The sequence below is a fragment of the Corynebacterium falsenii genome (assembly GCF_020099275.1).
Lineage (GTDB): Bacteria > Actinomycetota > Actinomycetes > Mycobacteriales > Mycobacteriaceae > Corynebacterium > Corynebacterium falsenii.
In genome coordinates, this window is sequence record NZ_CP083646.1 from 2,624,360 (window position 1) to 2,650,143 (window position 25,784).

Consider the following 25,784-nt stretch of genomic DNA (forward strand, 5'->3'; position numbering starts at 1 on the left):
CCGGCACAGGAGTAGGGGTTGGGATTGAAGAGCGCGGGGCGCGCTACTCCACCGTCACGGACTTAGCGAGGTTACGCGGCTTGTCAATGTCCTCGTTGCCACACTGGCGGGCGATGTCCGCGGCCAGGAACTGCAGCGGCACGGTGGACAGTAGCGGCTGCATCAGCGACGACGTCCGCGGGATCTCCAGCAACCAGTTAGAGAACGGGCGCACGGCCTCATCGCCTTCCTCGGCGATGACGATGGTCTTGGCGCCACGGGCACGGATCTCCTGGATGTTGGACACGATCTTGGAGTGCAGAATCGGGCGACCCTTCGGGGACGGCACGACCACGACCACGGGCAGATCGTCCTCGATGAGGGCGATGGGGCCGTGCTTGAGTTCGCCGGCGGCGAAGCCCTCAGCGTGGATGTAGGCCAGCTCCTTGAGCTTCAGTGCGCCCTCCAGGGCCACGGGGTAGCCCACGTGGCGGCCGAGGAACAGCATGGTGCGCACGGCACCGAGCTCCTGAGCGAGATCGTAGATCTGCTCGCGCAGATCCAAGGTCTTCTCGATCTTCTCCGGCAGGGCCTCGAGGGCTTCGAAGATGTCCGCGATCTCATCGGGGTACTTGGTGCCGCGAGCCTGGGCGAGGGCCAAGCCCACCAGGTAGTTCGCCGCCACCTGGGCGAGGAACGCCTTGGTGGAAGCCACACCGATCTCCGGACCGGCGTGGGTGTAGAGCACTGCATCGGATTCGCGGGGGATCTGCGAGCCGTTGGTGTTGCACACCGCGAGCACGCGGGCACCCTGGGTCTTGGCGTGGCGCACGGCCTCGAGGGTGTCGGCGGTTTCGCCGGACTGGGAGACGGCCACCACGAGGGTGCGTTGGTCGAGCACCGGGTCGCGGTAGCGGAACTCGGAGGCAACCTCGATTTCCACGGGAACGCGAACCCAGTGCTCGATGGCGTACTTGGCCAGCAGGCCAGAGTGGTAGGCGGAGCCACAGGCAACCACGAAGACCTTCTCCACACCGCGCAGGTCATCGTCGGAGATGCGCTGCTCGTCGAGGACGATCTTTCCATCCACGAAGTGGCCGGAAAGGGTATCGCGCACGGCAGAGGGCTGCTCGTGGATCTCCTTCATCATGAAGGAATCGAAGCCGTCCTTCTGTGCCGCCTCAAGATCCCAGTCGATGGTGAAGGGCTTGCCTTCAACCTCGTTGCCGTCGAAGTCGCAGAGGGTGTAGCCCTCCGGGGTGATGATGACGGCGCTGTCCTGGCCCAGCTCCACGGCGTTCTTGGTGCGGTCGATGAACGCCGCCACGTCGGATCCGAGGAACATCTCGCCCTCGCCCACCCCCACGATCAGCGGCGTGGAATGACGGCCGGCCACGATGGTGTCCGGGTGATCGGCGTGGGTGAACAGCACGGTGAACGCACCCTCGAGGCGGTTGAGCACGCCCAGGGCGGAGGCCTCGAAGTCCCCGGCGGTCTCACCTTCGTTGTAGGCCAGCGCCAGCAGGTGAGCCGCAACCTCGGAGTCCGTCTCGGAGGTCAGCTCGATTCCCTTTGCCTCGATCTCGTCACGCAGGCTGGAGAAGTTCTCGATGATGCCGTTGTGGACGATGGCCACCTTGCCGTCGAAGGACTTGTGCGGGTGGGCGTTGAGGTCGTTGGGTCGACCGTGGGTGGCCCAGCGGGTATGGCCGATGCAGGTGGTTCCCTGGAACTTGTCGCGACCGACTTCGTCGATCTGCTTCAGAAGGTTGTCGAGTTTGCCTTCCTTCTTCTCAATCTGGATGGAGCCTTGCTCCACTACAGCGATTCCGGCGGAGTCGTATCCCCGGTACTCCATCCGCTGCAGCGCATCCAAGCCGATCTGGAGGGCGTCGGATTTACCTACGTAGCCAACGATTGCACACATAGACAAAACGATACACAACCATCCCCTCGTTCCCATTCACCAGCACGCGCTGTCGGCTCTGCCCAGCCGATCTTCGTCTCATTGCCGTCTTGTTGTCGTTGCTTGTGTTCTTTAGTCGCTTATATTCTCCTGAGCCTTGCCAGTCTTGTAGGCTGATTACTTGTGGCTGACAAGTTGAAGAATCTCGTTCCCCGACTCGGCAAGCGTGGCCCCCACCGGGTGCTCACCGGCGACCTTGATTTCGCTGGCCTGCCGGGCCGCGTGTACACCCCTGCTGAAGGCACCGGCATCCCCGGCATCGCTTTCGGGCACGATTGGCGCATCGGCGTGGAGCACTACCACGCCACGCTGCGCCACCTCGCGAGCTGGGGTTTCGCCGTCGCTGCCCCGGATACCGAGAAGGGCATGATGCCCAACCACCGCGGCTTCGCCTCCGACCTGGAGTCCGCGTTGCAGATCCTCGCCGGTGTGCGCCTTGGTAAGGGCAACATCACTGTTCAGCCGAACGACCTTTACCTCGCTGGCCATGGCATGGGTGCTTCCGCTGCCGTGTTGGCGGCTACCGGCCGCGTGTCCCGCGCCGAAGCCGAGCGCAACACCAACCAGCCGACCCTCGCCGGTGTGATGGCCATCTACCCCGCAGATACTTCGCCGAGCGCCTACGAGGCCGCAAAGTACGTGGACGCCCCAGGGCTCATCCTCGATGCTGGCAAGTTCGGCGAGCTGGCCAAGGGCGATGCCCGCCGCATGGCCGCTCAGTGGAAGGGCGATGCGATCTACCGCCGCTTGGACAAGGCCACTTCTTCCGGCTTCCACGAGAAGTACCTGCGCAATTTCCTGGTTGGCATGGGTCGCCCGGAGTTCGCCCAGCAGGAAGTCGCCCGCGCACTCATGACCGGCTTCGTGCTCGCGGAGAACGACAAGAAGTACAAGGAGTTCCGCAACAACAGCGCCGAGCTCAAGCACACTGTCACCGCCACCCAGCACGAGCTCTACAAGGCTCTGCCGGAGAATGCGGACTTGGACGAGCTCCTGTCCAACATTGACTTGTAGTCACACTCCGGTTGCTCGGCCGTTAATCGAAGAGTCTCGGCCCACCACCACCCGCGGGCTTGCGGGTGCTGTGGTGGGTTTCTCCATGTGTTGGGTCATCGCCGGACTCTGGGTTGGGGTCCAGTTCCTTGGCGAGCTTCTCGATCTGCTGCATTGACTCTCGGATAACCTGATCGAACTCCACACTTGCCGACGCCACCGCCGCCAAGTACTGCTCCATTACGTTCTGGTATTTGTCCTGCACGGCGGCCAGACCGTCTGGATGAGCTGCGTGTGCTGCATGCCCTGCATGGTCTCTGCCCCCACCGCGATTGTGTTCTACCACCTGTCGCTCCTTTTAACGTCGACGCCACCAGCCCCCGCCGTGCTGGCCTCCGCCGTGGGTATCGTCGAGGCAGACCACTCCACCGAAGCTGAGGCGGACGCCCCCACCCAGATGTCTGGCGTCCACACATCGTCACCACCGCCCTGAGGGGGCTCCGGGATGGGTGCTTGATCTGCAGGCCCCTCCCCCGCAGTCGTCACGCCTGGGTATGAGGGGTGCTGAGTCTTGTCGAAGCCGTGGTACGTTTCGGGCGCTGGTGGCTCCGCTGAAGACTCCGCTGGTGGTTCGGCTGGCGGTTCCTCCGGAGGCACCGCAGGATTCGCCGGTGTTTCAGGAGTCTCTGGTGGGCACTCTTGTGGGGATTCCGGTTCGGGCTCTGTCTCAGGCCCGGGTTCAGGTGGGCACTCGTCCGCAACTGCAGAAGGCACGCACTCCTCTACCGGAGGCTGCTCCGGGCACGCCGGTGTCTGAGGGCATTCACCAGCCGGCACACTGTGTTGTACCGCCTGTTCCACCGTGGTTACGGCTTCGTTCCACGTCCCAGCTGCGGCCTCGATCCCAGCAGTAATGCCGGCGGAGATGCCTGCCGTTACGCCTGCTGAGATCTCTCCCACGAGCGACTGAACCACACCCGCTCCGGGAGGGCTTGGTGGCGGGCACGATGACGATGGATTCACCATTGCCCCCTGTGAGGGCGCGGACTGTGAGGGCGCGGACTGTGAGGGCGTGGACTGTGAAGGCACGGTCTGTGGAGGAGACGTATCCGGGCACTTGGGTTGTTCTTGCTGCTGTTCTTGCTGCTGCCCCTGCGAGTGCCCCTGCTGCTGCAGCTGTCCGTGCTGTTGTGGCTGCGGCTGCTGCGGAGCCGGAGTACCGGGTTCCTCCACATCCGGATTTTGCTTCGGGCACTCCTGCTTAGGCTCGTCCGGCTTGTTCGGCTCCTCCCCACACTCCGGCCGTGGATTCTTGCACACGGGATCGTCGCTGCAACCCGGGTCTGCAGGCGGGGCCATATCCACCAGAAGCTTGCTCAAGAGCCCAGACATCGCACTGTTACGCATGCTCAACAGCCCGGTCACAGACGTTACCGCCGCCAACCCCATGGCAGAGATCAGCGGCCCCGCGGATACCCCCAGCACGCTGAGCGCCGCTTTCGCCGCCCCTTGCATCTTCTCGGCGATTGCCACAACCGTGACAATGCAGGCATCGTTGACACGCTCCAACGCATCAAGCGCCGAGGCTTCCGCACATCGAGCGCGCTCGACCTCACGCTCGTGCTCGCACTGGTCATTGAACGCATCAGTCGTGGAGCCGTTTGGGGATCCACCCGCCAGCTGATCAAACAGACTCAGCACACCACCTGCGGTAGACAGTGCCTCCCAGATGCTCGACAGCGGCTTGCCCACGGGGATCATCGGCTGCCCTCGTCGACCGGGAGACTGGGTAGCAAGCTCGCTCAGGGACCGGGCGCCCCTGATGGCGTCGAGATCAAAACCCTTGGTAAACGCGGCGGCTGTAACCGCAGGACCAACAGGAGCACCATGAGCGGCCATGCCTGCCAAGGCGGCATCGAGGCGGGATTGCGACATCATGCTCACGGTCTACGACCTCCCGCGATTCGTGGAGCCGCGCATCGAGGACGCATTCGAGTCATCCGCGTTGACGATGGTGTCCACGAGAGTCATTGCGGCCAAGCCTGCCTCCCGAAGGCGACGGGCGTGGTTCACCCGCACCCGATGCGCCTGCTCGACCAACGCTTGCAACTGCTGAGCCTGTGCAGCCAGGCCCACCCCGAAGGCCCCGACGGGCACGTGCGGTTGGTTGGCGGCAAGATGGCTTTCCCAGTTCTGCTGTGACTCAGCTAGGTTCCGCGCCTGATCCCGCGCCGAATCCGGATCGACAAACATGGCCATGGATGGCTTCCCCCTCATCTTTCGTGTAGTTCCTGCCGTGCCGTCTGCCTCGCTGTAGGGACGAAGCGCAGAAGAAACGGCATCCTCCCCGCCCAACAACGGACGACCAACAAAAAATCGACACTCCGTTAGACCGGAGTGCCGATGAAATGGTTCGCAGAAACGTGCGGAAGCCTACCGAGGCTTGCGGAAACCTACCCCTAGACCTCCGCAACCACCGCGGCGAGCTTGCCTGCGATTCGGCGAGCGGTATCGGCATCCTCAGCTTCGACCATCACGCGGAACAGTTCTTCCGTGCCAGACGGGCGCAGCAGCACACGGCCGGTATCGCCCAGATCCTCCCGGGCAGACTCCACGGCAGCTACCACTCGAGAATCGTGCATGATCGCAGACTTATCGGAGACAGGCACGTTAATGAGGATCTGCGGCAGCACAGTCATCGCGGCGGCGAGCTCGGACAGCGGCTTGTCCGTCTGCGCCATGCGCGCCATGAGGCTCAGACCAGTGAGAGTGCCGTCGCCGGTGGTGCCGTGCTCAGGAATGACCACGTGGCCGGACTGCTCGCCGCCCAAAGACAGGTCGGAAGCGCGCAGCTCGGCGAGGACGTAGCGATCGCCCACCTTGGTCTCCAGCACCTTGATGCCGTTGTCCCGCATCGCCAGCTTCAGGCCCAGGTTGGACATCACGGTGGCGACCAGAGTGTTCTGCTTCAGCTCGCCGTTTTCCTTCATGGCAAGCGCCAGGATGGCCATGATCTGGTCGCCATCGACCACGTTGCCTTCCGAATCCACCGCGAGGCAGCGGTCTGCGTCGCCATCGTGGGAGAGCCCCAGGTCTGCCTGGTGCTCCAGCACGGCCTTCTGGATGACCTCGATGTGGGTGGAGCCCACACCATCGTTGATGTTGAAGCTGTTGGGGTGGTCGTTGATGGCCACCACCTCGGCTCCGGCCTGGCGGTAGGCCTCCGGAGCGGCGCGGAAGGCGGCACCGTTCGCGCAGTCTACGACCACGCGGATGCCATCGAGCGGGTGGTTAATCGCGGTGCGCAGGTGGGCCAGGTAGCGCTCCAGCGCGTCCTCGGATTCCTCAATAATCCGACCAATACCGGCGCCGGTCGGGCCGGTTTCGGGCAGTTGCAACATCGATTCCTCGATGGCGTCTTCGATCTCATCGTCGAGCTTGTGCCCGCCTGCAGCGAAGAACTTGATGCCGTTATCCGGCATTGGGTTGTGCGACGCGGAGATCATAACCCCCATGTCCGCGCCGAAGTCGTCGGTGAGGAACGCCACTGCCGGGGTGGGCAGCACGCCCACGTTGAGCACGTCCACGCCCTGCGAGGCCATGCCCGCGGACAGTGCTGCGGTGAGCATTTCACCGGAGACGCGCGGGTCGCGGCCGACCACTGCTGTGGGGCGCCTGCCACCGACGTTGTCCTGGTCCACTAGTACCTGTGCTGCGGCTGCTCCAAGTCGCAGTGCCAGCGGCGCGGTCAGCTTCTTGTTTGCTAGGCCACGTACGCCATCTGTTCCGAACAATCTTCCCATGGCCAACCAGCTTACTAGGTTGGCACGCGACCACTCGTGTGCGGTGGGGCGTGTGCTGCACATGAAAAAACCCACCCGTCCCAGCAGCGCAGACCTCGTAGATGAGGATTCTGCGCCACCGCGATCGGGTGGGCCATGTTCGCCAGATTCTGAGCGCCCGGGCACAGGGCCCAGCCGCTCGAATACTGCGGCTTTGCGGGTTTAGCGCTTGGAGTACTGCGGTGCGCGACGGGCCTTGTGCAGACCGGCCTTCTTGCGCTCCACGGCACGAGCGTCGCGGGTCAGGAAGCCTGCGCGCTTGAGCTCGGTGCGCTCTTCGGGGTTGTACTTGTTCAGAGCGCGGGCGATAGCCAGGCGGAATGCGCCGGCCTGGCCGGAGGGGCCGCCACCGGTCAGGTTAGCCTGGATGTCGAACTGGTTCTCGCGGTCCAGCAGGACCAGCGGAGCCTTGATGAGCTGCTGGTGCAGCTTGTTCGGGAAGTAGTCTTCCAAGGTGCGGCCGTTGCACACGAACTCGCCGGAGCCCGGCACCATGCGCACGCGAACCACGGCCTCCTTGCGGCGGCCGACGGTCTGGATGGTTCCTTCGAAGAGCACGGGCTCTGCAGCCTCGGTGGTCTCTTCCTCGGACACCATGGCGTCACCGATGGTGGCCACGAACTCTTCGTTCACGGCGTCGGTTGCGGTGTACTCGCCGAAGTTCTCTTCGGTGTTCTCAACGTTCTCGTTGTAGTCGCTCATTACTGTGCCACCTGCTTGATCTCGTAGGTCTCAGGCTTCTGGGCCTCGAAGGTGTGCTCCGAGCCCGCGAAGACGCGGAGCTTCTTGATGGAAGCGCGGGACAGCTTGTTGTGCGGCATCATGCCCTTCACTGCCTCTTCCACAACACGCTCGGGGTGCAGCTCCAGGGAGCGACCGAGGGTCATGGACTTCAGGCCACCCGGGTAACCGGAGTGGCGGTAGCGCATCTCACGCTCACGCTTGTTGGAGGAGATGTGAACCTTGTCGGCGTTGATCACGATGACATTGTCGCCGCAGTCAACGTTGGGTGCGTAGTAGGGCTTCTTCTTGCCGCGCAGCAGGTCAGCTACGGTTACGGCAAGACGGCCCAGCACCACGTCGGTGGCGTCGATGACGTACCACTTACGAGTGATGTCACCGCTCTTTGGGTGGAAAGTAGTCACTGTGGACCCCTTTACATGTCGTCTTTGGAACTGCCAGCCAAGCGTTGTGACCTCTATCTTCGACGCCACCACGTTCCCGTTACCCACAGGTCCGCGATCGGTGCCGAAGCGGTGGCTGTCCGCGGCGGCCGGTTGTGACCCGCGGACATTTTCATCATTCTGCGCGCCGGTCAGCATCGTTGAGCTGGCCGTGGGCACACGGAATTTATTACAACCTGCGTTAATTTACTACAGACCTGTGCTGAGGCCAAAAATCGTCCCTGGTTGAGGCACAGGATGAAATAGGACAAGCGAAATAGGACAAGCACCGAGAACTCCCTTTGTCTCGGTGCTGTGGTTTGCTGTGGTTTGCTGTGGTTTGCTGTGATTGTTGCGAGCGCCAGGCTCCTATGCCCAGCTGTTGGCCGCGTTGGTGTTGATCTCGCTCATGCGGTCGTTGGCCTGGCGGACGGTAACGGAGATCTGGGCGAGGATCTCGTTAATTTCCTGGGCCGCGTTGTCCCACTTCTGCTGGGCGGCCTTGTAGCTATCCGCCGAGCTGCCTTCCCATTCGGACACCATCGGCTGCAGATCACGCTTGAGGTCGCCGAGGAGCTGATCGATGGATGCGCTGGTGCGGTTGATGTCGTCAGCGGCTTGGTCAATGCTCGCAAAGTTGTACTGGATCACGGTGGATTCTCCTTAGATTCTGAAGAGTCTGAAAAAGGTGTGGATGCGCAAAGGTTGAGCGCTAGCCGTTGAATGCCGCGGCGTTGTCCATTTCCGTCTGGTCGAAGGCGCTGGCGTTGGCGCGGATGTTCTCCGAGATGCTGGCCAGAGCCTCGTTGAGCTGCTTGGCGCTGTCATTCCACCGCTCCATCAGGCCGTAGAAGCTGACCTGGGCCTGGCCCTTCCATGCGCCGGAGACTTCCTCAACCACTCCACGCAGTCGGTTCAGCTCCCCCTGCACTTCGCCGTTCACGCGGTCCACGTTGCCTGCGGCCTGGTTCATGGTGTCGACATTTGTTCTGAAACTCATCTTCGAGTCCCCTCCCTTGAAAAATGATGGTGAAACAGATTCAAAAAGTATGACCTGCTCGTTCGTATCCCCGAGCCGCGATCATCACAGGTATTAGACCCCCAGCCGCCACGGAAGGTTCACATCTTCTTCCTCGCGCCCCACCTACTCAGGCCGTGCCGTTCGCACCACGGCGTCACACTCCCGTTCGCGCTCTGCCGTGACCTGCCGGTACTGGCACCCCACCGACATCTGGTGCCCGTTGACCCACCGCACGTGCCACACCGTCGTGGATTCCGGGAAGCGCTCCACGTAACTGACCGGTGATGTGCTCACCACCTGCACATCTGGATGCTGTGTGAGGGCCGACTGCACCGCCGCGTCGAGCTCTCCCTGGCTGAGCAGCGGCGTGGGCTTCGCAGCAACGAGCACCCGCATTCCCGGATCGGCATTGCGGAACTCCTCTTGTCCCTGTGTGGCAGCCACACGCGCCCACCCCGGGACAGCGATCGCAACGGGGATCTGGGCACGTTCGGCTGAGACCTCCGGTTCCTCCCCGGCGCGCCGGTGGTTATCGAACTCAGCCGGTGGTTCTTCCACCTGCGTTTCCCCCATCGTCTCCCCTTTCTCGGACGGTTGGTCGGTTGTGGCTTCCGCCTGCGCTACGGATTCTGGCTGCACGCGGCCCGAGCTGAACAGGCTCCAGCCGACCATCGCCCCTCCCATGAGGCAGATCAGCACGGCCAGGGTGACAAACACCGGCCTCACCCACCTCACTCGGGGCGCCACGGTTTCCCCACGCGAAGGCTCGGCCGCATTCTCGCCCGCAGCACCGTCCTCACTATCCCCCGCAACGTCTTCCGCAGCGCCAATCGCAGCGCCGTCCACATCATCAACGACGCCGTACATCAACTCCTCCAGCCCCGCACGCGCCTCCTCCAGCTCCGCGGCCACCTTCCACACCAGCTCCATCTCCAGCGGCCGTGCCCGCAGCCCCATCAACCGCAGGTATCGCGCCACCACATCCGCGTGCGCTCCCGCAATCACAATCTCCGGATGCCGCATCCCCACGCCAAACGGAAAGCGCATCCGGGGCTCGCGCGGATTCATGCTCGACGGCTCCGGGTCTGCATACCGCTGCTGCACAACCTCGTCCACCAGCTCGTACAGTTCCTCCAGCCGCCCCAGGCTCAGGTCCGTGCGCTTAAACCGCACATCGGCACCAGCACCACCGGCACCATCGGCACCGCCATCGGCATCGGTGTTGTACAGCAGGTAATCCGGGTGCTGCGTCACCGCCTCCCCCGCCGCGACGTACCCGGAAGACAGATCCGTCACTGTCATCCCCGCCACGAGGATCCCCGATTCCTGCAGTGCCACCGCGTCAGCGAGCATCCCCATTGATTGCGTCGTTGTCGCCGTCATTTAGTCCCCTCCTTGGTTGTTGTTGCTGTGGTCTCTGACTTCTCACTCTCGCTGTTGTTCACTGCGTCTTTGGCCTCGGCGCCACCAGAATCCCCCTCGTCACCTGGCCCTTCGGGCGTGTCAGGGGAGTCGTCCCCTGTGGCCGCGAGGACGTGGACCACCCACGGTTCTTTATGAACGTAGAGGCCACGCCCGGGTTGGCGTCGAACAAGTTTGTGACCCGCAATGGGGCCATCCTCGCGCGGAGCGGAGAGCAGCAGCCACGCAGACTGGTCGCGGATGGCCTGCATCACCGGGTGATAGGCGGCGCGGGCGAACGGGCCCGACCGGCGGGCCATAACCACGTGCAGGCCGATATCGGCAGCGTAGGGCAGCAACGGCACAAGGGGGTCGAGGCCGGGGTCGGCGTCGGCATCGTCGATGACCACGAACAGCTCCGGTCCTTCCCACCAGGTGCGCTGCTTGAGCTGCTGCGGGGTGACCTCGGGGCCGGGAATGCGCTCGCGGAGCACGTCGGCCCACCTGCGCAGCTCGGCGCGGAAATCCTCCGGCACCCGGTAGCCCGGTTGGTCCAACAACCCGCGGCGGGTATCAGTGACCAACCACTCTGCGGACGGCGTTGCGGACGGTTCTGCGGCACGGGACTGCCCGGACCGAACGGCACCGATGAGGGCGCGCAGGGCCGTGGTCGCGCCCGCGCCGGACTGGCCAACCACCACGAAGTGCGGGAAGACACGGTAGTCCCACACCACGGGCGCCAGTTGCGGCCCGCCCAGCGCAAACGCTGCGGGGTTGGCAAGCTCGGCGGCGGTGAGCACATCGGGCAGCACGCGCATCGTGCGAACCTCCTCGCCGCGGCTGGCGCACACAGACCGAACATGCTCGATGTCCTGCGCGGTGGTCAGGGCGAACTGGGTGTGCTTGCCACGCGGGGACACTCCCCTGCCCGGCAGGTCCGGCAGCGATTTCTGTGCATCCCGGAAATGGGCATCCAGCGGGGTCATGCGCAGTTCCATGTGCCCGGTGAGCACGTCGCGCAACGCGGGGCGGAAGTTCCAGCGCAGCGCGGTGACCACCACGTGAAGCCCGCGTTCCAGGCCTGTGGTGGTGAGCCGGATGACGCGCTGTTCCTGTTCGCCGAGCTGGTCCACTCCGTCGAGGAGGAGCAATCGTGGCCCGGTGGTGTTGTCGAGCTCGTCGAGCATGCGGGGCAGCCCCTCCTCGTCGACCACGGCCGCGACCTGCGGCAAGCGAGTCAACGCCGCAAGCGATCCGCCGGGGTCGAACACGTAGATCGCCAGGCCCGGGGTGCTCAGCGCCAAGCCCAACACGAGGGTGCGCAGCAGCGTGGTCTTTCCCGTGCCTGGTTGGCCCACGATGGCCCAGTGCTTGCGGTTGATGTCCACGTCCAGCGGCACCTGAGTGCCCTCAAACGGCAGGTCTTCCATCCCCACCCGTGCCACGCCGGGGCGCACGGGTGTCATGATCTCGCTGGCGGCGAGCACCTCTGGCAGGGGCGGTAGCCACACTGGGTTGAGGTTCGGCCCTTCCAGCCGGTCGATGACCATCTGCAGGGTCGTGGTTTCCGCCGTCACCTCTGCCCCGAGGGTGCGCACGAGGCGCTGGTCCCGTGGCAATTCCGGTCCGGAGACGTAAGCCGATTGGAAGCGGACCTTGTCGTGCGCCGCCAGGATGGCCGCACCCGGTGTGGCGGGAAGCTCGTGGGCGGCGGTCGAGCCGATGAGCTGGCGCGATTCGGACGCGGAGAAGGTGCGCAGCGCGATGCGATAGCTCAGGTGCGATTCCAGCCCGCGCAGCCTCCCCTCCTCAAGTCGCTGAGTGGCCAGCAGCAGGTGCATCCGCAGGCTTCGGCCCAACCTGCCGATGGCGGCGAACACGTCCGCAAACTCGGGCCTGGCGTGCAACAGTTCGGAGAACTCGTCCACCACGATGAACAGCGCCGGCATCTCGCCGGGGTGGGCGGCGTTGTATTCCGCGGCCGTGCGCATCCCGGCGCGGCGCAGTTTCTCCTGCCTGCGGTGCATTTCTCCCAACAGGCTGTCCTGCATGCGATCCACCAGGCCCGCTTCGTCGGCGAGGTTGGTGATGAGCGCGGAGGTGTGCGGCAGCCGCTCCATGCCTAGAAAGCTCGCGCCGCCTTTGAAGTCCACGAGCACGAAGTTCAGTTCCTTCGCGCTGTGCTGGTGCGCAAAGCTGATGACGACGGACTTGAGCAGCTCCGACTTGCCACTACCCGTGGCACCCACGCACAGCCCGTGCGGCCCGATGCCGCCCTCGGCCGATTCCTTGATGTCCAAATAAACGGGACTTCCCGAGAATCCGATGGGCGCCCGCAGGTCTCCACCGGGCAGTTCCAGCAGTGAGGTGGTGCTGGATACCGTGGACCGACCCCGGCAGATCCGCGCGAGTTCCACGTCGCTGAGCTGGTCGGCCACGCCGAACGGCGCCCACCCGTCGGTTGTCCAGGCGCTGACGCGGAAGCCATCGTCCACCCCGTCGACTAAGAGGTGCAGCCCCTGCCCGCGGGCGGTATCAACCCATTCTGGGGAGGGGTCGGTGACCACGGCACCGGCGGTGACTGGCGTGGTTCCGGTGCATACCGTGATTTTCCGCGGACCGTCGTGGGGCAACCATTCGTCGTGCGGTCCCACGATCGTGAGCGCCTCGGGGCTCTGCATCACCAGTTGTGCCTGCATGGCTCGGGCCAGGCCGGCAGCCCCCTCGCCTTCGATCACCACGCAGTGGAAGCTGGTGAGGTCCACGGACACGGGGGCTTCCAGCGTGGCGTAGGTCATCGCCAGGCTGCGCAGGCTCATGGCGCTCACCGGCTCGAGGTCCTCGGGCGGAGCGCTGACGGGGATTTCCAGCGGATCATCCGGGGCCTGGATGGCGGTGCCAATGCGCACCACTCCGGGATCGGCGGTCACGTCCGTGCCGGTCACGATGTGTGTCCATAGCGTGTCCGGTGCCGGGTGTGCTGCCAGCATGCTGTCCAGCTGCTGGTCTCGCTTGCGCCGCAGGGTGTCCGCGAGCGCGTCGATGTGGCGGTGGAAGGATCGCCGCATTTCATCCACGTTGGTGCCGGGTTGGAACATCATCGCCATGTTCTGCTGGCGTGGCGGTAACCTGCGGTGTTTGTGTTTGTGCTGGTCAAGGCCACGCGGTGAATACGGAAGTTACGGGTATTTCGGTGGCTATAGGCGCTCGTGCGGACTTTTTGCGGACTTTCCAGGGGTTAGGAACCGGAACTGGGTACCCCCAAATTGACGTAGCACCACGTTTCTTTGCGCACTAGGTTGTCACACACACTAGGTGTGCGCTATGCTTAGGGTGTAAGCAAGAGAGACAAGGAAAAGAAAATGAGCTTCTTCCGCATCCAGCCCACCGACCGCCCCGACATCCTCGACCCCGAGAACCAGACCAGCACCTCCTGGAACGACCTCGAGGACACCCGCCACGGCGTCTCGGTCTGCAACTCCCGCGAAGAACTCGCCGAATACCTCGCCCAGACAGGAATCCCCTTCCAAGACGACTGGGAGCTACTCGAAATCGACGGCCCCTACTCCGACGAAGAAGACGAAGACGAACACCTCGGCTGCTCCCTCATCCTCCCCACCGAGATCATCGCCCGCGAAACCATCGGCGACGCCTTCGTCTACGAGATCCTCGACGCTTACGACAACCTCGCCGCCTAACCCCCCACCACCATCCAAGGAGACTAGACAATGAGCACCTACACCGACACCCAGATCATCAAGACCATCACCCACATCATCGACATGGACGAAGCCGCCATCGGCGACGCACTAGACACCTACATCAGTCAGCTCGAGACCCTCGAAAACCGCACGATCGACCGCGACGACATCAGCAACGAAGACGCCGACTTCCTCATCGAATCCGTCAAATCCGCCCACAACGCCGGGGACTACGGCGAGCAGGAACTCGCCCAGCTCGAGGAACTCGCCCAACGCGCCGACGATCTCAAAGACAGCTACGACGCCGCCCGCGACGAGCGGAACCAGGCAGTGCGCGCTGCTATCCGCGCGGGAGCGACCGTCGCCGACGTCGCAGCAGCCGGGCACCTCTCCAAGACCGGCGTGCGCAAGCTCATGGAGCAGTAAGCATGGCCATGTGCATGCACCCCCGCTGCCATCACGAGGCCGTGGCCACGGGGTACTGCCTACGCCACTACAGGCAAGCCCGGGCGGGGCATCTGATCGTCGAGCCGGAGATCGGCGACCCATCCGGCCATGGCCGGTATGGCATCCTCGACGAGGACGGCCACACCGTCTTGTGCCACGAGTGCGGAGAGTGGAAACGCCGACTGGGCGCGCACGTGCGCATGGCGCATGACATCAGCCCCCGCGAGTACAAGATCAAGCACGGCCTACTCTTATCGCGTGGTCTGACATCGGCGATGGCTCGTGAGGAAATGTCCGCCCGCGCGAGGGCACGTGTCGGCGGGGCGGGGTGGAAGAAGCTCGAGGAAAAGCGCGACCCCACCAAAGCGGCGCACGCCCGCGAGTTCGAGACCATGCGCGGCGCATCGAGGGCGCAGCTATCTGATCGTGCGCTGAAAAACCTCGGCGGCAAAACAAAGCCCACCCAGCGGTTCACCTGCATCATCTGCGGACGAGAGTTCGAGGGCGCGCACTTCGCCCATCGGTGTAGTGACGAGCGGTGCACCCGCATCCACGCCTACCGGGTCAGCGGAAAAGGCCCACGCGGACAAGAAATGCGCGACAAACACGCGGCCGGCGAGTCCTACAGTGCGCTCGGCCGCGAGTACGACCTCACCTACCGTGGCGTAGCGATAGCAATCAAGCGGTTTGAGCAGCATCTATCGGAGGTCAATGAGCTGCGCGAGGAACACGATTTCGAGCTGATGCCGTGGGAGAAATAAGAAAAGGCCCCCACCAGGGAGCAGCGGGGGGATAAGCTCAACCCGGTGGGGGCGTGTGCGCGGCGGGGGATCCGCGCGAAAACAGTATGACACACCACAGCTGGGTGTGCAGTGCTACTCCAAATCATCCCGGATTGATGCAGGCACCGCCGGACCCGAGCCATGCATCCGACGCCACGCCCGAATGTGATCCAGTGCATGCCGATACTTTCGCCCCAAATAGTCCAGTCTATCCTCCAGTACTGACACCTTCGACTCCAGCTGGCCGATAGCCTTGTCGCGCTCCTTCAGCCGCGTCTCCGTCCACTCCTGCATCTCGTCAAACATCGCCTGCCACTCCGGGCCACGCGCAGCATGCAGCTTCGCCTGCGTATCAGACCGGACAGACAACCGCGTCCCCTGGTAGCCGATCAGGCCAGAGATAACCCCAGCGAGCGGGACCCACAGTACATCCCAATTCACGCGCTCACCCCCTGCGGCCCGCGACCATATCCCCACAGCACCATAGCCGCGAATGCGAAATACAAGATGGATGTGACATAACCGCGCTCACTAGCACCGGACAGCCACGCGCCCATATACAGCAGCCCCCACAGCACGTGCAGGGACGTACCAGCGCCGACCATCAACGGCCCGCCACGGCGTCGCCACACAGCCAATAGCCCCAGCAGGCCCACTCCGATCCACACCGCGGCTGCTATCCACGTGGGAATCCACCGCTCCACAGCCGGTATCGGCCCATCATCCACCGCGAAAGGCAAGTAGGTGACCCCCTTGAGCAGGCACGCCAGGGAGACAATGAGCAGCCCCACCCAATCACTGGACTTAGCGGTCTTTATCCTGTGCATGACCATGACTACACATCCTAAGCCGCGTGCCTGCCGTACGACCGCGCGGACTCGTCATACGCAGCGGAGTCCCGTAGGGCATCGTCACTGAACTGGGCCGGGGCGGTCTCCACGTACGCGGCCTCCAAGCGTGGGGCCATAGACGGAGTGATAGCCCCAGGCGTAAACGCGTGCACCACTGCCTGGGCGAGCACGATCACAGCACCGATGACCAGCGACACCCACTCCGGCGCCCCGACCGCCAGGACGGTAGCTATCTGCGCGAGCTGCGCGACACCGCCAGCCACGGCCACGATCGTGTCCTTGCGCCGCACTGCCCACGGCTGCGTGGCCAGATACTCGGACACGGCGACGCTGAAAGCGCTCTGAGGTTCCATTTACTTCTTCCCTCCTGTGCGTGCACGATCATCTGCAATCGCGGTCGAGATGATCGTCTCCGGGTCAAGCCCCAGCTTCCGGGCAATGGCCTTCGCCAGGATCAGCGCACACCAGCCGTTGAGGTCTTGCACCGCCGCGAGGTCTCGCGGGGAGAACTTCACATCGGGGTTGACGATGCTGGTGATCGGCGCGTCCTGGGCGCGTAGCCGATCAACTGATTCAATAGCCGCGAGCTTCGCGTCGTTGAGTGCTGCGGCGGATACGCCGGATAGTTCAGTCATGTTTCCTCCTTGAGGTGGTTGTGGTTGTGCGGCATTTCCGTTGAAAATCGCTGCGAGTTGGTCGCGGGTGCCCCGATAGGCGTTCACATCTACGATGAATCCAGCGACCTGGCCGTTGGATCCGTACTGCAGAATGTCAGGCTTGCGGTCGCCTAGCGGGTAGGACCAGCCGGGATGTTGGTCTCCACCATCACCGACGTAGGCCTCCCGGTAGGGTGCGGTGCGGTTCCTCCCGTAGTTGGATACCCAGAGTGCGCCGAGGCCGTCCATCGACGGCTCCCCTCCGGGCATCCGCTCCCAGTACCACGCTCCGGAGTAGATCCCCGGCACGCGGTAGCCACGGGCTTCCAGTTCGCGCTTCGCTGCCCACACGTCATCTTTGGTGAGTAGCTTCCGCCCGTCAGGGGCGACGGACTCCACGTCGATCCACACGGGTAGATCGCGCCGACCTGACATTTGTTGGTCGATGACATCGACCTGCTGGGCGATGCTGGTGCCCTCGCTGGGCGCTCGTAGATACCAATAGGTAGCCGTGAGCAGCCCTGCGGATTCCGCGTCCGCGAGGTGCGATGCAAACACCCGGTCGCGGTAGGTGCCGTCACACAGCCGGATAATCGCGAAGTCAATCCCCTCCGCTTTGGCTCGGGCGAGGCTCATCCCGTCCTGGTGCTCGGATACGTCAACGCCGAAGATCGTCACTGTGCCTCCTTGGGGTGGGGTTTGCTGGGTGTGCGCGTGTAGCCACGTGGCGGGGTCTTGGTGTTTGCCGCCCGTGCGACCCGGTGGTCCCCACACCTCGAAATGGAGGTGTGGGCCGGTGGAGCCTCCTTCGCTGCCGACGCGGGCGATAAGCTGCCCGGCTGTGACACGATCCCCGGCACGGACGTAGATCTCGTGGTGGCGCATGTGGCCGTAGATGAAGTCCACGCCATGGGTGGCTTGTGAGTCCTGCCAGATCCAGTTTCCGAAACCGGACACGCTCCCCGGCGCACGGTCAGCGCCCTGGACAATCACCCCGTCTGCCACGGCGTAGATCGGGGTGCCGAGTGGTGCTGCGAAGTCCAGCCCGGCGTGGAATGCGCCCCAGCGTGGCCCGTAGCCGGAGCTGAGAGTGTAGGTGCCCTCTTTGAGCGGGTAGTTAACCATGCCCATGAGTTAACCCCCAGGTGCAGTCCTGGGGGTTGTTCTCGACGGCTCCTATTGCCGAAAATCGGACCCTAGTACCCGCCGATGAAGCTGATGCTGTACTCACTGACTACACCACGGTCTTGCGGCGACATGCCAGCATTCGTTGGCGCCCACACCCACGGGTACAGCCTTGTCCCAGCCGCCAGATACAGGCAGCGGGAGGTTACCGTGATACGCCCAAATCCGAAGTCCTGCCACAACAGCACCCCCTGGTCGCCCGCTGCCGTGGACGTCGACAAACCGATACCGCGAGCCCCCTGGTCGTTACCCCACGTCTGCGCCGCTGACAGGTTGTAGATGCCGTTGACAGGGGCATACAGGTACGCGTCACCGCCCGTCGGTGCGAAAGCGCAGCCATTCTGGTTCCGGGACACCACCATCCGCTCAGTGCCGCCGGCGCGTAGCCGGGTGAACGCGTTGCCCGGGGGGTTGTACCACGGCCCGGACCACACCAAAGATCCGTGAGGCTTCCTCGTGTACGACGTAGACCCGAAAAGCGCGAGCTTCTGGTCATCGCTCATCACGCCAGCGGGCCCCTGAGGCCCATCTGCTCCCCGCGGGCCGGGCGGGCCTTGGATGTTGCCCTTACTCACCCATGCCATACCAACCCCCTAGCTCAGCTCGTACACGGTTCCGCTAGCGGTATCTAGATAGAAATCCCCTGCGAGCGCACCAGAAATGGAACCAGGCGTGCCCGTGCCGGTGAACCACTTCGAGCCACGCTGACCAGGTTCGCCCTTAGGGCCAGCACTACCAGCCGGGCCCTCGGGACCCTGGGGGCCTTGGATACCCTGCTGACCAGCTGGACCCGCCGGGCCTGCCGGGCCTGCAGGGCCGACGAAATCAACGCCGCGCCCTTCCGGTGGGAACGCCGTGCCTGTCCACACGTAGAGGTCACCGTCGGTGTTGACAATGTAGCCCTTACCTGCATCCTCTGGCGTGAGATTGGTCGGCAGCTGCGAATACGTGTCAACCTGTCCAGCGACAGACACAGACTTACCGTCTACGCCCGCAGGACCTTGCGGACCACGATCGCCCTTAGGGCCCTGCAGTCCCTGGGGCCCCGGCTCACCCTTGGGGCCTCTAAGATTGCCCTTCTGCGTCCATGCCATCGTTTTATCCCTCTTCCAGCTCGTAAATATCGCCCGTCGTGGTATCCAGCCAGGTGTCGCCCGGCTTAGAGCCCGGTATCACATCCGGCGGTGTACCCTGCCCCGTCCACATCACGGGGCCAGAGGACGCCGGGCCAGGTTCACCCTTCGGACCCACCGGGCCGCGTGGACCCGCTGGCCCCGGCGACGGGTACAGCATCGCATCACCCACCACCATGGGCTCTGACCTCGACACTGGTATAGCCACTGCCCTGCCTCCTATCGCCGCGTGAGGTGGCCCAGACACATGAGGTGCCACTGGCCACCGGTCTTGATTTCGATTTTTGCTTCGGTGCGATCCGGTACCGCGTCCATCACGGTGGCGGGGATGATCACCTCAGCTATGCCGTTGGACACCTCGAAGCTATAGCGCTGCTCTCCGATGATCGCTACGAGCTCTTGCACGTCCCCGGCGAATCCATAGGTGACCCGGAAATCCCGCCCTACGTAGTGCACTGGTTCCCAGCTGTACGGTTCCCATTGGTGGCTACCGCTCATGACTAACCCTCCACCGGGTAGTTAATGTGGAACGTAAATGTACCTACCGGGTACCCGCCGAGGATAAAAGGCGTGCCAGTTCCCGGACCGCCATTCGGTGTCTGACAGACATACGGCCACAGTCGAGCATCATCGATCCTGCGATTTGTCCACAGCATGCCGCGCGTCCACCCCGCCTTGATCAAGCACTCAGCATGCCAGTCGTACGAGCCATCACCGCCATAGCCGAAAGTGAAAAGGTGACCCATCGACCAGGTATCCGGTTGCCACCCGGAGCAGGCCACAGGCAGGTCAACGGTCATTGGACCGTCACCGTAGGTAGCACCTGTCGCCCCTGGTTGGATGTAGATGTAGCCGTCGAGCATGCCGTCGACTACACGGTAGCGGCCGCTAGCGGTGCCACCATTACCGAGGCCAGCGACAGTTCCACCGGACGTCCCGTTAGGGGTATTCGATCCGTAGTAGCGAAGCACCGGATTCCATGTCTTCCACGGGTTCGAGGCCGTGGACACATCGCGCCACACCCCGTCGTCATCCAGGCGCTTCGTGTATGTCTGCTTATCCACGGTGAGCAGTGTGCCCACACGGGCGTCGATCATGCTCGGAGAGGCCAGCGCCTCCGCGCTCGTGCGATACGGGCCGCCATCACCGCCCCACAGCCGATAATCAGTGAGCGACGATACCGTCGTAGAGCCTGCAGACACACGCACCGTGGCAATAAGCGCGTCATACATCACGCCGGGAATCCGGTTGATCTGCGACTGGTTCGGCGCAGACGAGCGGTTAACCGGGACGCTTGTCGAGCTGCCTTTCACAGCGACCAGCGACTGCGACGCGGTAGACCAGTCGATCCGGATGCAGATCGCGTCGTACCGATACCCAGAACTCTGTGCATCACACGTCACCGTCTCCGTACCCGTCGAGCGGATCCGGCTACCACCGGCAAAACCAGCGCCCGCTGAAATGCTCACAGTCCGGTTACTGCCCGTCGACGGCCGCAGATCAGTCGGAGAGTCGACCTTGAACCGCGCCGACAGAATCTCCTGCATATCCGCGAACTGGGCGGGCCCGATCGTCGTATTCGACGTGGCCAGTGCCGTGATTGCCATGGTTTTACCTCCGGGACTGCTCGTCCAGCTTCTTGTCCAGCTCCATCACCGTCGTGTAGAGCGATCGATCTTTAGTATCAGGCGTGGAGACCTTTGGTGTGACGGTCATCGACACAGGCGTGAGCACCGCCGTGACCTCCGTGATGACCTGACTGATCTCCCCCACCCCTGGCAGCACCACAGTGGCCACGTCCCCCACGTCATATTGGCGTGGAAATTTGCCGTCCGTGCCGAACTCCCACGCCGTGGCTGGCGTCACGGTCGCGTCCAGGTCGACCGAGCCCGCTGCCTGTGCCAGCTCCGCCTCACCCACATCCTGCAGGATCTGACCCTCCGAGCTCGCCCCCGCGTAGCCCTCACGCCGCGCCCACGGGCTGACAGGCTCCGTGCTGGACACAACCTGCACGAATTTCTGCTCCGTCTTCTCACCCCTGTCACCAACGATCAGGCGTGTCTTCGTAGGCCTCGAATGCGTGAGTTTCCACTGGTCGAGGTCCTCGGACAGGCCAGACCACACCAGGCCGGGCTGCTCCCGGTACGGCACCACATCCGCCACAATCGTGGGGCGCGTCAGAGACAGCTGCCCGATCGGATCGTCGCCGGGCAACCACGCGTCGAGCTTCAACCGGTAGCCGGTACCCACCAGCGCTTTTTCCACCAGGTCAGCCACGGTGTCATTGCGAGAGCGGATAGTGACCTGCGGACCCCGGCGCGCATCCGGCATGACCGCGATAGGGTGCCCGACCCGATCCGCGCCGATCTGAACCAGGCGCTTGATGACGGTCTCTAGGCGGTCGGTCAGTACGTATTCCTCCGCTGACTGCTGCAAATTCAGGGGCTGGTCTGGCACCGGCGGTATCAGCTCACCATCGAGCAGCGACCACGATGACGCCGTGGTGATACGGATACGCGGATCATTCCGGCTATCCGCGTCAGCATAGGGCTGCGCCTCGACAACGCTGGAAATGTGCCGCTTACCGTTCAGAGTGACCACGACCAGCACCCGGCCGTCAGCCGGTAGGCACTGCCGCGTCAGCCACGTCAGCGGAGTGTCCAACACCACCGTCCCGGACGTGCGATCAGCCCACGTCACCTCGATCTTCTCCGACAGCTCCACCCGCCCCAGGGGTCCTGTGCCATCCCACTCCCACAGCTCGACCTGCATCGGATCGTACGTCCGCCCACGCGGCGTGTTATACACAGTGCTCACTAGCTTTCCTCCTAGAACGGGCGGGCGAACTGCTCACGCGCAGTGACAATCACGGCCGACTCCGTGGTCATGCCCTCCGCGATAATCGTCAGCGGAAGACGATCCCCCACTGGCATAGGCGCGTACGTACCACTCAGCTTGCTGTACCGGTTCTCCCCACTGCCCGCCTCCACGGCGAAGCGGTTACCAGGCTTCGTGGACACCACGACCTGCTCACCCGCTGGAATCGACCCGCTATAGGCCAGCAGACCGCCCTCCACACCGAACCGGACAGTGCTCATCGGACCCACCAGCGTCCACGTAAGCCACACCGGGCCCTGGCCGTTATTCGAGATGAAAAGGTCCTTAGCCGCCGACGCGGACGAGATGTACAGTGGCCAGCCCTTACCGGAAGGGCCGTAGAACGGGGTGCCCGAGCCCGCCACGGCGTTCGACGCGAACCGTACCGACTGCTCCGGGCCAGACCAATACGAATCCGGGGACGTGAGCAGCCACGCTTCGCCGAGGTTCTCGTCAATACCCGAACCCGGATCATAGGGGTACGTCGTACCGGGTGTGTCCCGCAGCCTGCAGACAAGCTCACGGATCTCACCATCGGGACGTGTCACACGTAGCACGCCCGTGTCGAAAGGCGAATTGGCCTCCGACCACCACTCATCGGCCAGGCGGTAGTACTCCGTGCCCGTCTTCTCATCCGCAACCAGCAACTTTAGGGACGGCTCCGCGCGGCGCACCTGCGCACCAGCCCACTGCGTACCACCGCGAACATAGGTGTGCTCGATCGGGGACAGGGTGAAATCGGACTGTCCCACGTCGAGCAGAACGCCCTCCGTACCCGCGGTTAAATCCCACGTCTTACCGTTCCGATCCAGCCACTCCACCGTCAACCGCTCATCAGATTGCATTATCGCCTACCTCCACGAATCTCCGCCTTAAGCTGCAGTTCCTCGGCTGCACGCAGCGGGCGCGTCTCATCAGCCGCGACGATCGTGCCAATGTTGATCGAGTAATCCCCGCCACCAGGCCCCGACGCGCCACCGGCCACGCCAGACACATCCGCCCGGTAGCCAGACAGGTTCGCCGCAGCGCTGTCCATCAACGCCTGCGACGCAGACGCAGCAGCCCCACCAGACCGCAGAATGCCCTCCGCGAAAGCGTCACCGATCGACAAGCCGGAATACAGCACCCAACCGCGACCAGAGAACGGCCCGCGCTTCGCTGGGGAGAACGGGAAGAAGTCACGCGCCGCCTGAACAGCAGACTTAGCGGCATTAGCCACCGCACCGATCATTGCCTTAATGCCATTAATGAAGCCCTGAATAAGTGCACGCCCGGACTCCACAAGAATCGAGCCCACATTCCCCAGTGCTGCCCGCGCCCGGCCCGGCATCTGCGACACCACCGCGACAGCAGTGGACACACCACTGCTGAACGCCCCGACAATGGAGCCCCACATATTGCTCATGAAGCTCACGGCAGTCATCACCAATCGGGAGAAGAACCCAATAAGCGTTGAAATCCAACCCGCGACCATGCCAATCACGCCGCCGATCATCGAGGCGAACCCGGCGATCACACCCGTCACGAAGCCAAGAATCGACGCCAACGCCGACGCGACGAAGCCGATGATGCCCGCCAACAGCGACGCGAAAGCTGCAATGACACTCACAATGATCGAGATCACCGGAGCGACAGCAGTGACGATCGAGCCGAAGACGCTCACCAGGCTGCCTATCACCGGCAGCAGCGCAGTGATCACTGGCATAAGCGCGCTAACGATGGTCACAGCCAACTGAACAATCGTGGAAATAATCGGCGTCAGCACCGCAATGACCTGAGCCAGCGTGCCAGCAATCTGGATAATCACCGGTACCATAGCGACAATCACTGGCATCAACGCGGCCATCAACTGCTGCGCCACTGTCTGAAGCATCGTGATCAACGGATTCAGAGACTCCACGATCGACATGAACGCGCCCTTCAACGGCTCCATAACACCAGGCACCTGCGTAAACGCGGCGATGACCAGACCAATTATTCCAACGACCAGCCCGAGGGGGCCGGACAACAATCCGAATACTGGCCCGATCATGCGCACCACGTTCAGCACACTCATGATCGGCCCCACCAACGACCCGAACACAGCGACCGCACCGGCTATCGCTGCCCCTACAGCCAGCAGCGTTGGGCTGATGTTGGATAGCGAGGTTGCGAAGCTAGAGATCATCGGAGCTGCCGCAGTAAGTGCACTAGCCAGCGCGGTTCCCAATACCGCAATAACCTGCCCTAACGCGGGGAGCAGCGGAGATACGGCCTGCAGCACGGCTCCGAACGCGGCACCGAGCGGAGCGACAGCCGGAGCGATCGCAGCCAACCCGGCGCCCAGGCCGTCGATCGCAGCCGACAGTCCCGGACCAATGGCCTGGATGAAGCCGGAAATGGCGGGAGCCACCGTGGAGCCTATGATCCCAGCGAGCTGCCCGAGCAGCGGCATGATCGTAGCGACCGCTGCCCCCATCGACGTGAAGAAGTCAGTGAGAGCGGACATGCCAGCAACAGAGTTCACCCACTGATTAGTAGACTCGATGACCTGCCCAATCGTGCCCAAGAACGGCTGACCAGCAGCAGACATAGCCGAGAAGACGCCGCTGACAATGCCTCCGAGCTGCTGCATCACCCCCCACAGCTGCTGCGCCTTAGCCACCGCATCAGTGAAAAACGCCTGCAGGGAACCGTCAGCGAACCCCCTAGTCATCGACTCGCCCCAGCTCTGCGCGACCTCAGCGATCTTCGCCGACAAATCCGCAAAAATAGGCGCCGCCGCAGCACCCACGGAAATTAACCCTTGCAACACCCCAGCAAACGCCTGCGACAGGCTACCTGCCGCCGCGCCCGCATTGTCAATGAGGGTCCGCACGGCTGTCAGGCCGGTGCCCTGGCTCACGAAATCAACAAGACCAGCCGTAGCCGTGCCCATATCCGCAGCCAGCGCCCGCATAGCGTCACCAAGGGGCGCTACCAACGCCTGCAGGTTGCCAAGGTTCGACAGGTTAGACCAGAAAGCGCTGCTAATCCCGTCACCAAGGTCAGTGAAGCTCGTCTTGAGGTCACGCAGCGCGGTAGCACCAGCCTGAGCAGCCGGGGGCATGTCAGCAATCGCAGCAGCGAACGCGGCCGGGTCAGCAGCCTTCAGCGCATCACCCATCCCCGAAAAGGACGTTTTCAGCACCCCCACCGCCATAGCAGCCGACCCCAACGCCGCCGGCGCCATCGCACCAGTCAACGCCGCCATAGGAGCCAGCGCAGACCACGCCGCCCCACCAATCGCAGCCAAAGACGGCGCTAGCCCAGCCACCGCCACAGTCGCAGCACTAGCGATACCGCCGAACTTCGCCAACGTGCCCGCCAGAGAGCCTACCGAGCCGATAGCGGACGCAGCCCCCGCACCAAGCGCACCGAAACCGCCTTTGACATTCATCCGCACGTCAATATCGCCCGCTGCGGCCTGTGCCTCAGACACCGCGCGCCGAGCCGACGCCGACAACCGAGACGGGTCGACATCCATCCTCACGTCGATCTTCGAGACCTCGGACGCGGCCTGAGCAGCCTTCCGAGCATCCTCCACCAGCTGCGACGTATCCGTGTCCATCTTCACGTCAATAGCCGGGGCGGTATCCTCCGCCGCCTGGATAGCGCGGTGCACCTTCTGAGCAAAATCAGCAGTATCTAGATCCAGCTTCACGTTGATCTTCGCGGACTTCTCAATCCGGCGAATCTCCCTCATCAGCGCCTGGTACGTCCCCCGCGTATCCGGCATGACTCGGACATTCGCCCTACCTACTGTCGG

27 protein-coding genes are annotated in these 25,784 nt (G+C 63.6%); 4 read left to right on the plus strand and 23 right to left on the minus strand.

Annotated elements, in window-relative coordinates; all coding sequences use genetic code 11:
- Positions 1 to 43: 43 nt before the first annotated feature.
- Positions 44 to 1,906 (minus strand): glutamine--fructose-6-phosphate transaminase (isomerizing), encoded by a 1,863-nt coding sequence (glmS, locus tag LA343_RS11365; protein WP_025403455.1) that lies wholly within the window; start codon positions 1,904 to 1,906, stop codon positions 44 to 46.
- 162 nt (positions 1,907 to 2,068) lie between these two features.
- On the opposite strand from glmS, the gene LA343_RS11370 reads away from it, so the two are divergent.
- Positions 2,069 to 2,959 (plus strand): dienelactone hydrolase family protein, encoded by an 891-nt coding sequence (locus LA343_RS11370; protein ID WP_224209171.1) that lies wholly within the window; start codon positions 2,069 to 2,071, stop codon positions 2,957 to 2,959.
- Positions 2,960 to 2,981: 22 nt separating this feature from the next.
- Here the strand turns inward: LA343_RS11370 and LA343_RS11375 are convergent, their stop codons facing one another.
- The 10 genes from LA343_RS11375 to LA343_RS11420 all read right to left on the minus strand — a co-directional run bounded on the left by LA343_RS11375 (position 2,982) and on the right by LA343_RS11420 (position 13,466).
- Positions 2,982 to 3,284 (minus strand): hypothetical protein, encoded by a 303-nt coding sequence (locus tag LA343_RS11375; RefSeq protein ID WP_025403457.1) that lies wholly within the window; start codon positions 3,282 to 3,284, stop codon positions 2,982 to 2,984.
- Positions 3,278 to 4,882 (minus strand): hypothetical protein, encoded by a 1,605-nt coding sequence (locus LA343_RS11380; protein ID WP_025403458.1) that lies wholly within the window; start codon positions 4,880 to 4,882, stop codon positions 3,278 to 3,280. The genes LA343_RS11375 and LA343_RS11380 overlap by 7 nt, the downstream gene beginning before the upstream one ends.
- 3 nt (positions 4,883 to 4,885) lie before the next feature.
- Positions 4,886 to 5,197 (minus strand): hypothetical protein, encoded by a 312-nt coding sequence (locus LA343_RS11385; RefSeq protein WP_039911612.1) that lies wholly within the window; start codon positions 5,195 to 5,197, stop codon positions 4,886 to 4,888.
- Positions 5,198 to 5,397: 200 nt separating this feature from the next.
- Positions 5,398 to 6,741: a phosphoglucosamine mutase gene (glmM, locus tag LA343_RS11390; protein ID WP_025403460.1), complete on the minus strand. Its 1,344-nt coding sequence runs from the start codon at positions 6,739 to 6,741 to the stop codon at positions 5,398 to 5,400.
- A gap of 201 nt (positions 6,742 to 6,942) precedes the next feature.
- A complete protein-coding gene (gene rpsI, locus LA343_RS11395; RefSeq protein ID WP_025403461.1) occupies positions 6,943 to 7,482 on the minus strand; it encodes a 30S ribosomal protein S9 in 540 nt (179 codons plus the stop codon).
- Entirely contained in the window at positions 7,482 to 7,925 is a 444-nt protein-coding gene (rplM, locus tag LA343_RS11400; protein WP_025403462.1) for a 50S ribosomal protein L13, read from the minus strand. The genes rpsI and rplM overlap by 1 nt, the downstream gene beginning before the upstream one ends.
- A gap of 387 nt (positions 7,926 to 8,312) precedes the next feature.
- On the minus strand, positions 8,313 to 8,594 hold the full coding sequence (locus LA343_RS11405) for a WXG100 family type VII secretion target (protein WP_025403463.1): 282 nt from the start codon (positions 8,592 to 8,594) through the stop codon (positions 8,313 to 8,315).
- A 61-nt stretch (positions 8,595 to 8,655) separates the two neighbouring features.
- On the minus strand, positions 8,656 to 8,943 hold the full coding sequence (locus tag LA343_RS11410; protein WP_025403464.1) for a WXG100 family type VII secretion target: 288 nt from the start codon (positions 8,941 to 8,943) through the stop codon (positions 8,656 to 8,658).
- Between the two features lie 144 nt (positions 8,944 to 9,087).
- A complete protein-coding gene (locus LA343_RS11415; RefSeq protein WP_025403465.1) occupies positions 9,088 to 10,347 on the minus strand; it encodes a type VII secretion-associated protein in 1,260 nt (419 codons plus the stop codon).
- Positions 10,344 to 13,466, minus strand: coding sequence for an FtsK/SpoIIIE domain-containing protein (locus tag LA343_RS11420; protein WP_224209172.1), 3,123 nt, complete (start codon positions 13,464 to 13,466; stop codon positions 10,344 to 10,346). The genes LA343_RS11415 and LA343_RS11420 overlap by 4 nt, the downstream gene beginning before the upstream one ends.
- Positions 13,467 to 13,727: 261 nt before the next feature.
- Here LA343_RS11420 and LA343_RS11425 point away from each other — a divergent pair, with 261 nt between their 5' ends.
- Genes LA343_RS11425 through LA343_RS11435 form a run of 3 tightly spaced genes read left to right on the plus strand, consistent with a single transcriptional unit; the run spans position 13,728 to position 15,274 of the window.
- Positions 13,728 to 14,063, plus strand: a complete 336-nt coding sequence (locus LA343_RS11425) for a hypothetical protein (RefSeq protein ID WP_025403467.1) — start codon at positions 13,728 to 13,730, stop codon at positions 14,061 to 14,063.
- A 30-nt stretch (positions 14,064 to 14,093) separates the two neighbouring features.
- Positions 14,094 to 14,492 (plus strand): hypothetical protein, encoded by a 399-nt coding sequence (locus LA343_RS11430; RefSeq protein WP_025403468.1) that lies wholly within the window; start codon positions 14,094 to 14,096, stop codon positions 14,490 to 14,492.
- A gap of 2 nt (positions 14,493 to 14,494) precedes the next feature.
- A complete protein-coding gene (locus LA343_RS11435) occupies positions 14,495 to 15,274 on the plus strand; it encodes a hypothetical protein (RefSeq protein WP_025403469.1) in 780 nt (259 codons plus the stop codon).
- Between the two features lie 114 nt (positions 15,275 to 15,388).
- On the opposite strand, the gene LA343_RS11440 is transcribed toward LA343_RS11435, so the two are convergent.
- The 12 genes from LA343_RS11440 to LA343_RS11495 all read right to left on the minus strand — a co-directional run bounded on the left by LA343_RS11440 (position 15,389) and on the right by LA343_RS11495 (position 25,754).
- Positions 15,389 to 15,736: a hypothetical protein gene (locus LA343_RS11440; protein WP_025403470.1), complete on the minus strand. Its 348-nt coding sequence runs from the start codon at positions 15,734 to 15,736 to the stop codon at positions 15,389 to 15,391.
- Positions 15,733 to 16,128, minus strand: a complete 396-nt coding sequence (locus tag LA343_RS11445; RefSeq protein WP_025403471.1) for a hypothetical protein — start codon at positions 16,126 to 16,128, stop codon at positions 15,733 to 15,735. Before LA343_RS11445 ends, LA343_RS11440 begins: the two co-directional genes overlap by 4 nt.
- An 11-nt stretch (positions 16,129 to 16,139) precedes the next feature.
- Positions 16,140 to 16,499, minus strand: a complete 360-nt coding sequence (locus tag LA343_RS11450) for a hypothetical protein (protein WP_025403472.1) — start codon at positions 16,497 to 16,499, stop codon at positions 16,140 to 16,142.
- Positions 16,500 to 17,927 carry a peptidoglycan DD-metalloendopeptidase family protein gene (locus LA343_RS11455; protein ID WP_025403473.1) on the minus strand — a complete coding sequence of 476 codons (1,428 nt, stop codon included), beginning with the start codon at positions 17,925 to 17,927 and terminating at the stop codon, positions 16,500 to 16,502. It abuts the gene before it with no gap.
- Positions 17,928 to 17,998: 71 nt separating this feature from the next.
- Positions 17,999 to 18,571, minus strand: a complete 573-nt coding sequence (locus LA343_RS11460) for a hypothetical protein (RefSeq protein ID WP_144084516.1) — start codon at positions 18,569 to 18,571, stop codon at positions 17,999 to 18,001.
- Positions 18,572 to 18,580: 9 nt separating this feature from the next.
- Positions 18,581 to 19,081: a collagen-like domain-containing protein gene (locus tag LA343_RS11465; RefSeq protein ID WP_025403886.1), complete on the minus strand. Its 501-nt coding sequence runs from the start codon at positions 19,079 to 19,081 to the stop codon at positions 18,581 to 18,583.
- A gap of 4 nt (positions 19,082 to 19,085) precedes the next feature.
- Positions 19,086 to 19,328, minus strand: coding sequence for a hypothetical protein (locus tag LA343_RS11470; RefSeq protein ID WP_144084517.1), 243 nt, complete (start codon positions 19,326 to 19,328; stop codon positions 19,086 to 19,088).
- An 11-nt stretch (positions 19,329 to 19,339) separates the two neighbouring features.
- Positions 19,340 to 19,618, minus strand: coding sequence for a hypothetical protein (locus tag LA343_RS11475; RefSeq protein ID WP_025403477.1), 279 nt, complete (start codon positions 19,616 to 19,618; stop codon positions 19,340 to 19,342).
- Between the two features lie 2 nt (positions 19,619 to 19,620).
- The gene (locus LA343_RS11480) at positions 19,621 to 20,727 is read right to left on the minus strand and encodes a hypothetical protein (protein WP_025403478.1); all 1,107 of its coding nucleotides are present in this window, start codon (positions 20,725 to 20,727) and stop codon (positions 19,621 to 19,623) included.
- A 4-nt stretch (positions 20,728 to 20,731) separates the two neighbouring features.
- Positions 20,732 to 21,937: a Gp37-like protein gene (locus LA343_RS11485; RefSeq protein WP_025403479.1), complete on the minus strand. Its 1,206-nt coding sequence runs from the start codon at positions 21,935 to 21,937 to the stop codon at positions 20,732 to 20,734.
- A gap of 11 nt (positions 21,938 to 21,948) precedes the next feature.
- A complete protein-coding gene (locus LA343_RS11490) occupies positions 21,949 to 22,842 on the minus strand; it encodes a hypothetical protein (RefSeq protein ID WP_025403480.1) in 894 nt (297 codons plus the stop codon).
- Positions 22,842 to 25,754: a phage tail protein gene (locus tag LA343_RS11495; protein ID WP_025403481.1), complete on the minus strand. Its 2,913-nt coding sequence runs from the start codon at positions 25,752 to 25,754 to the stop codon at positions 22,842 to 22,844. Before LA343_RS11495 ends, LA343_RS11490 begins: the two co-directional genes overlap by 1 nt.
- Between the last annotated feature and the right edge of the window lie 30 nt (positions 25,755 to 25,784).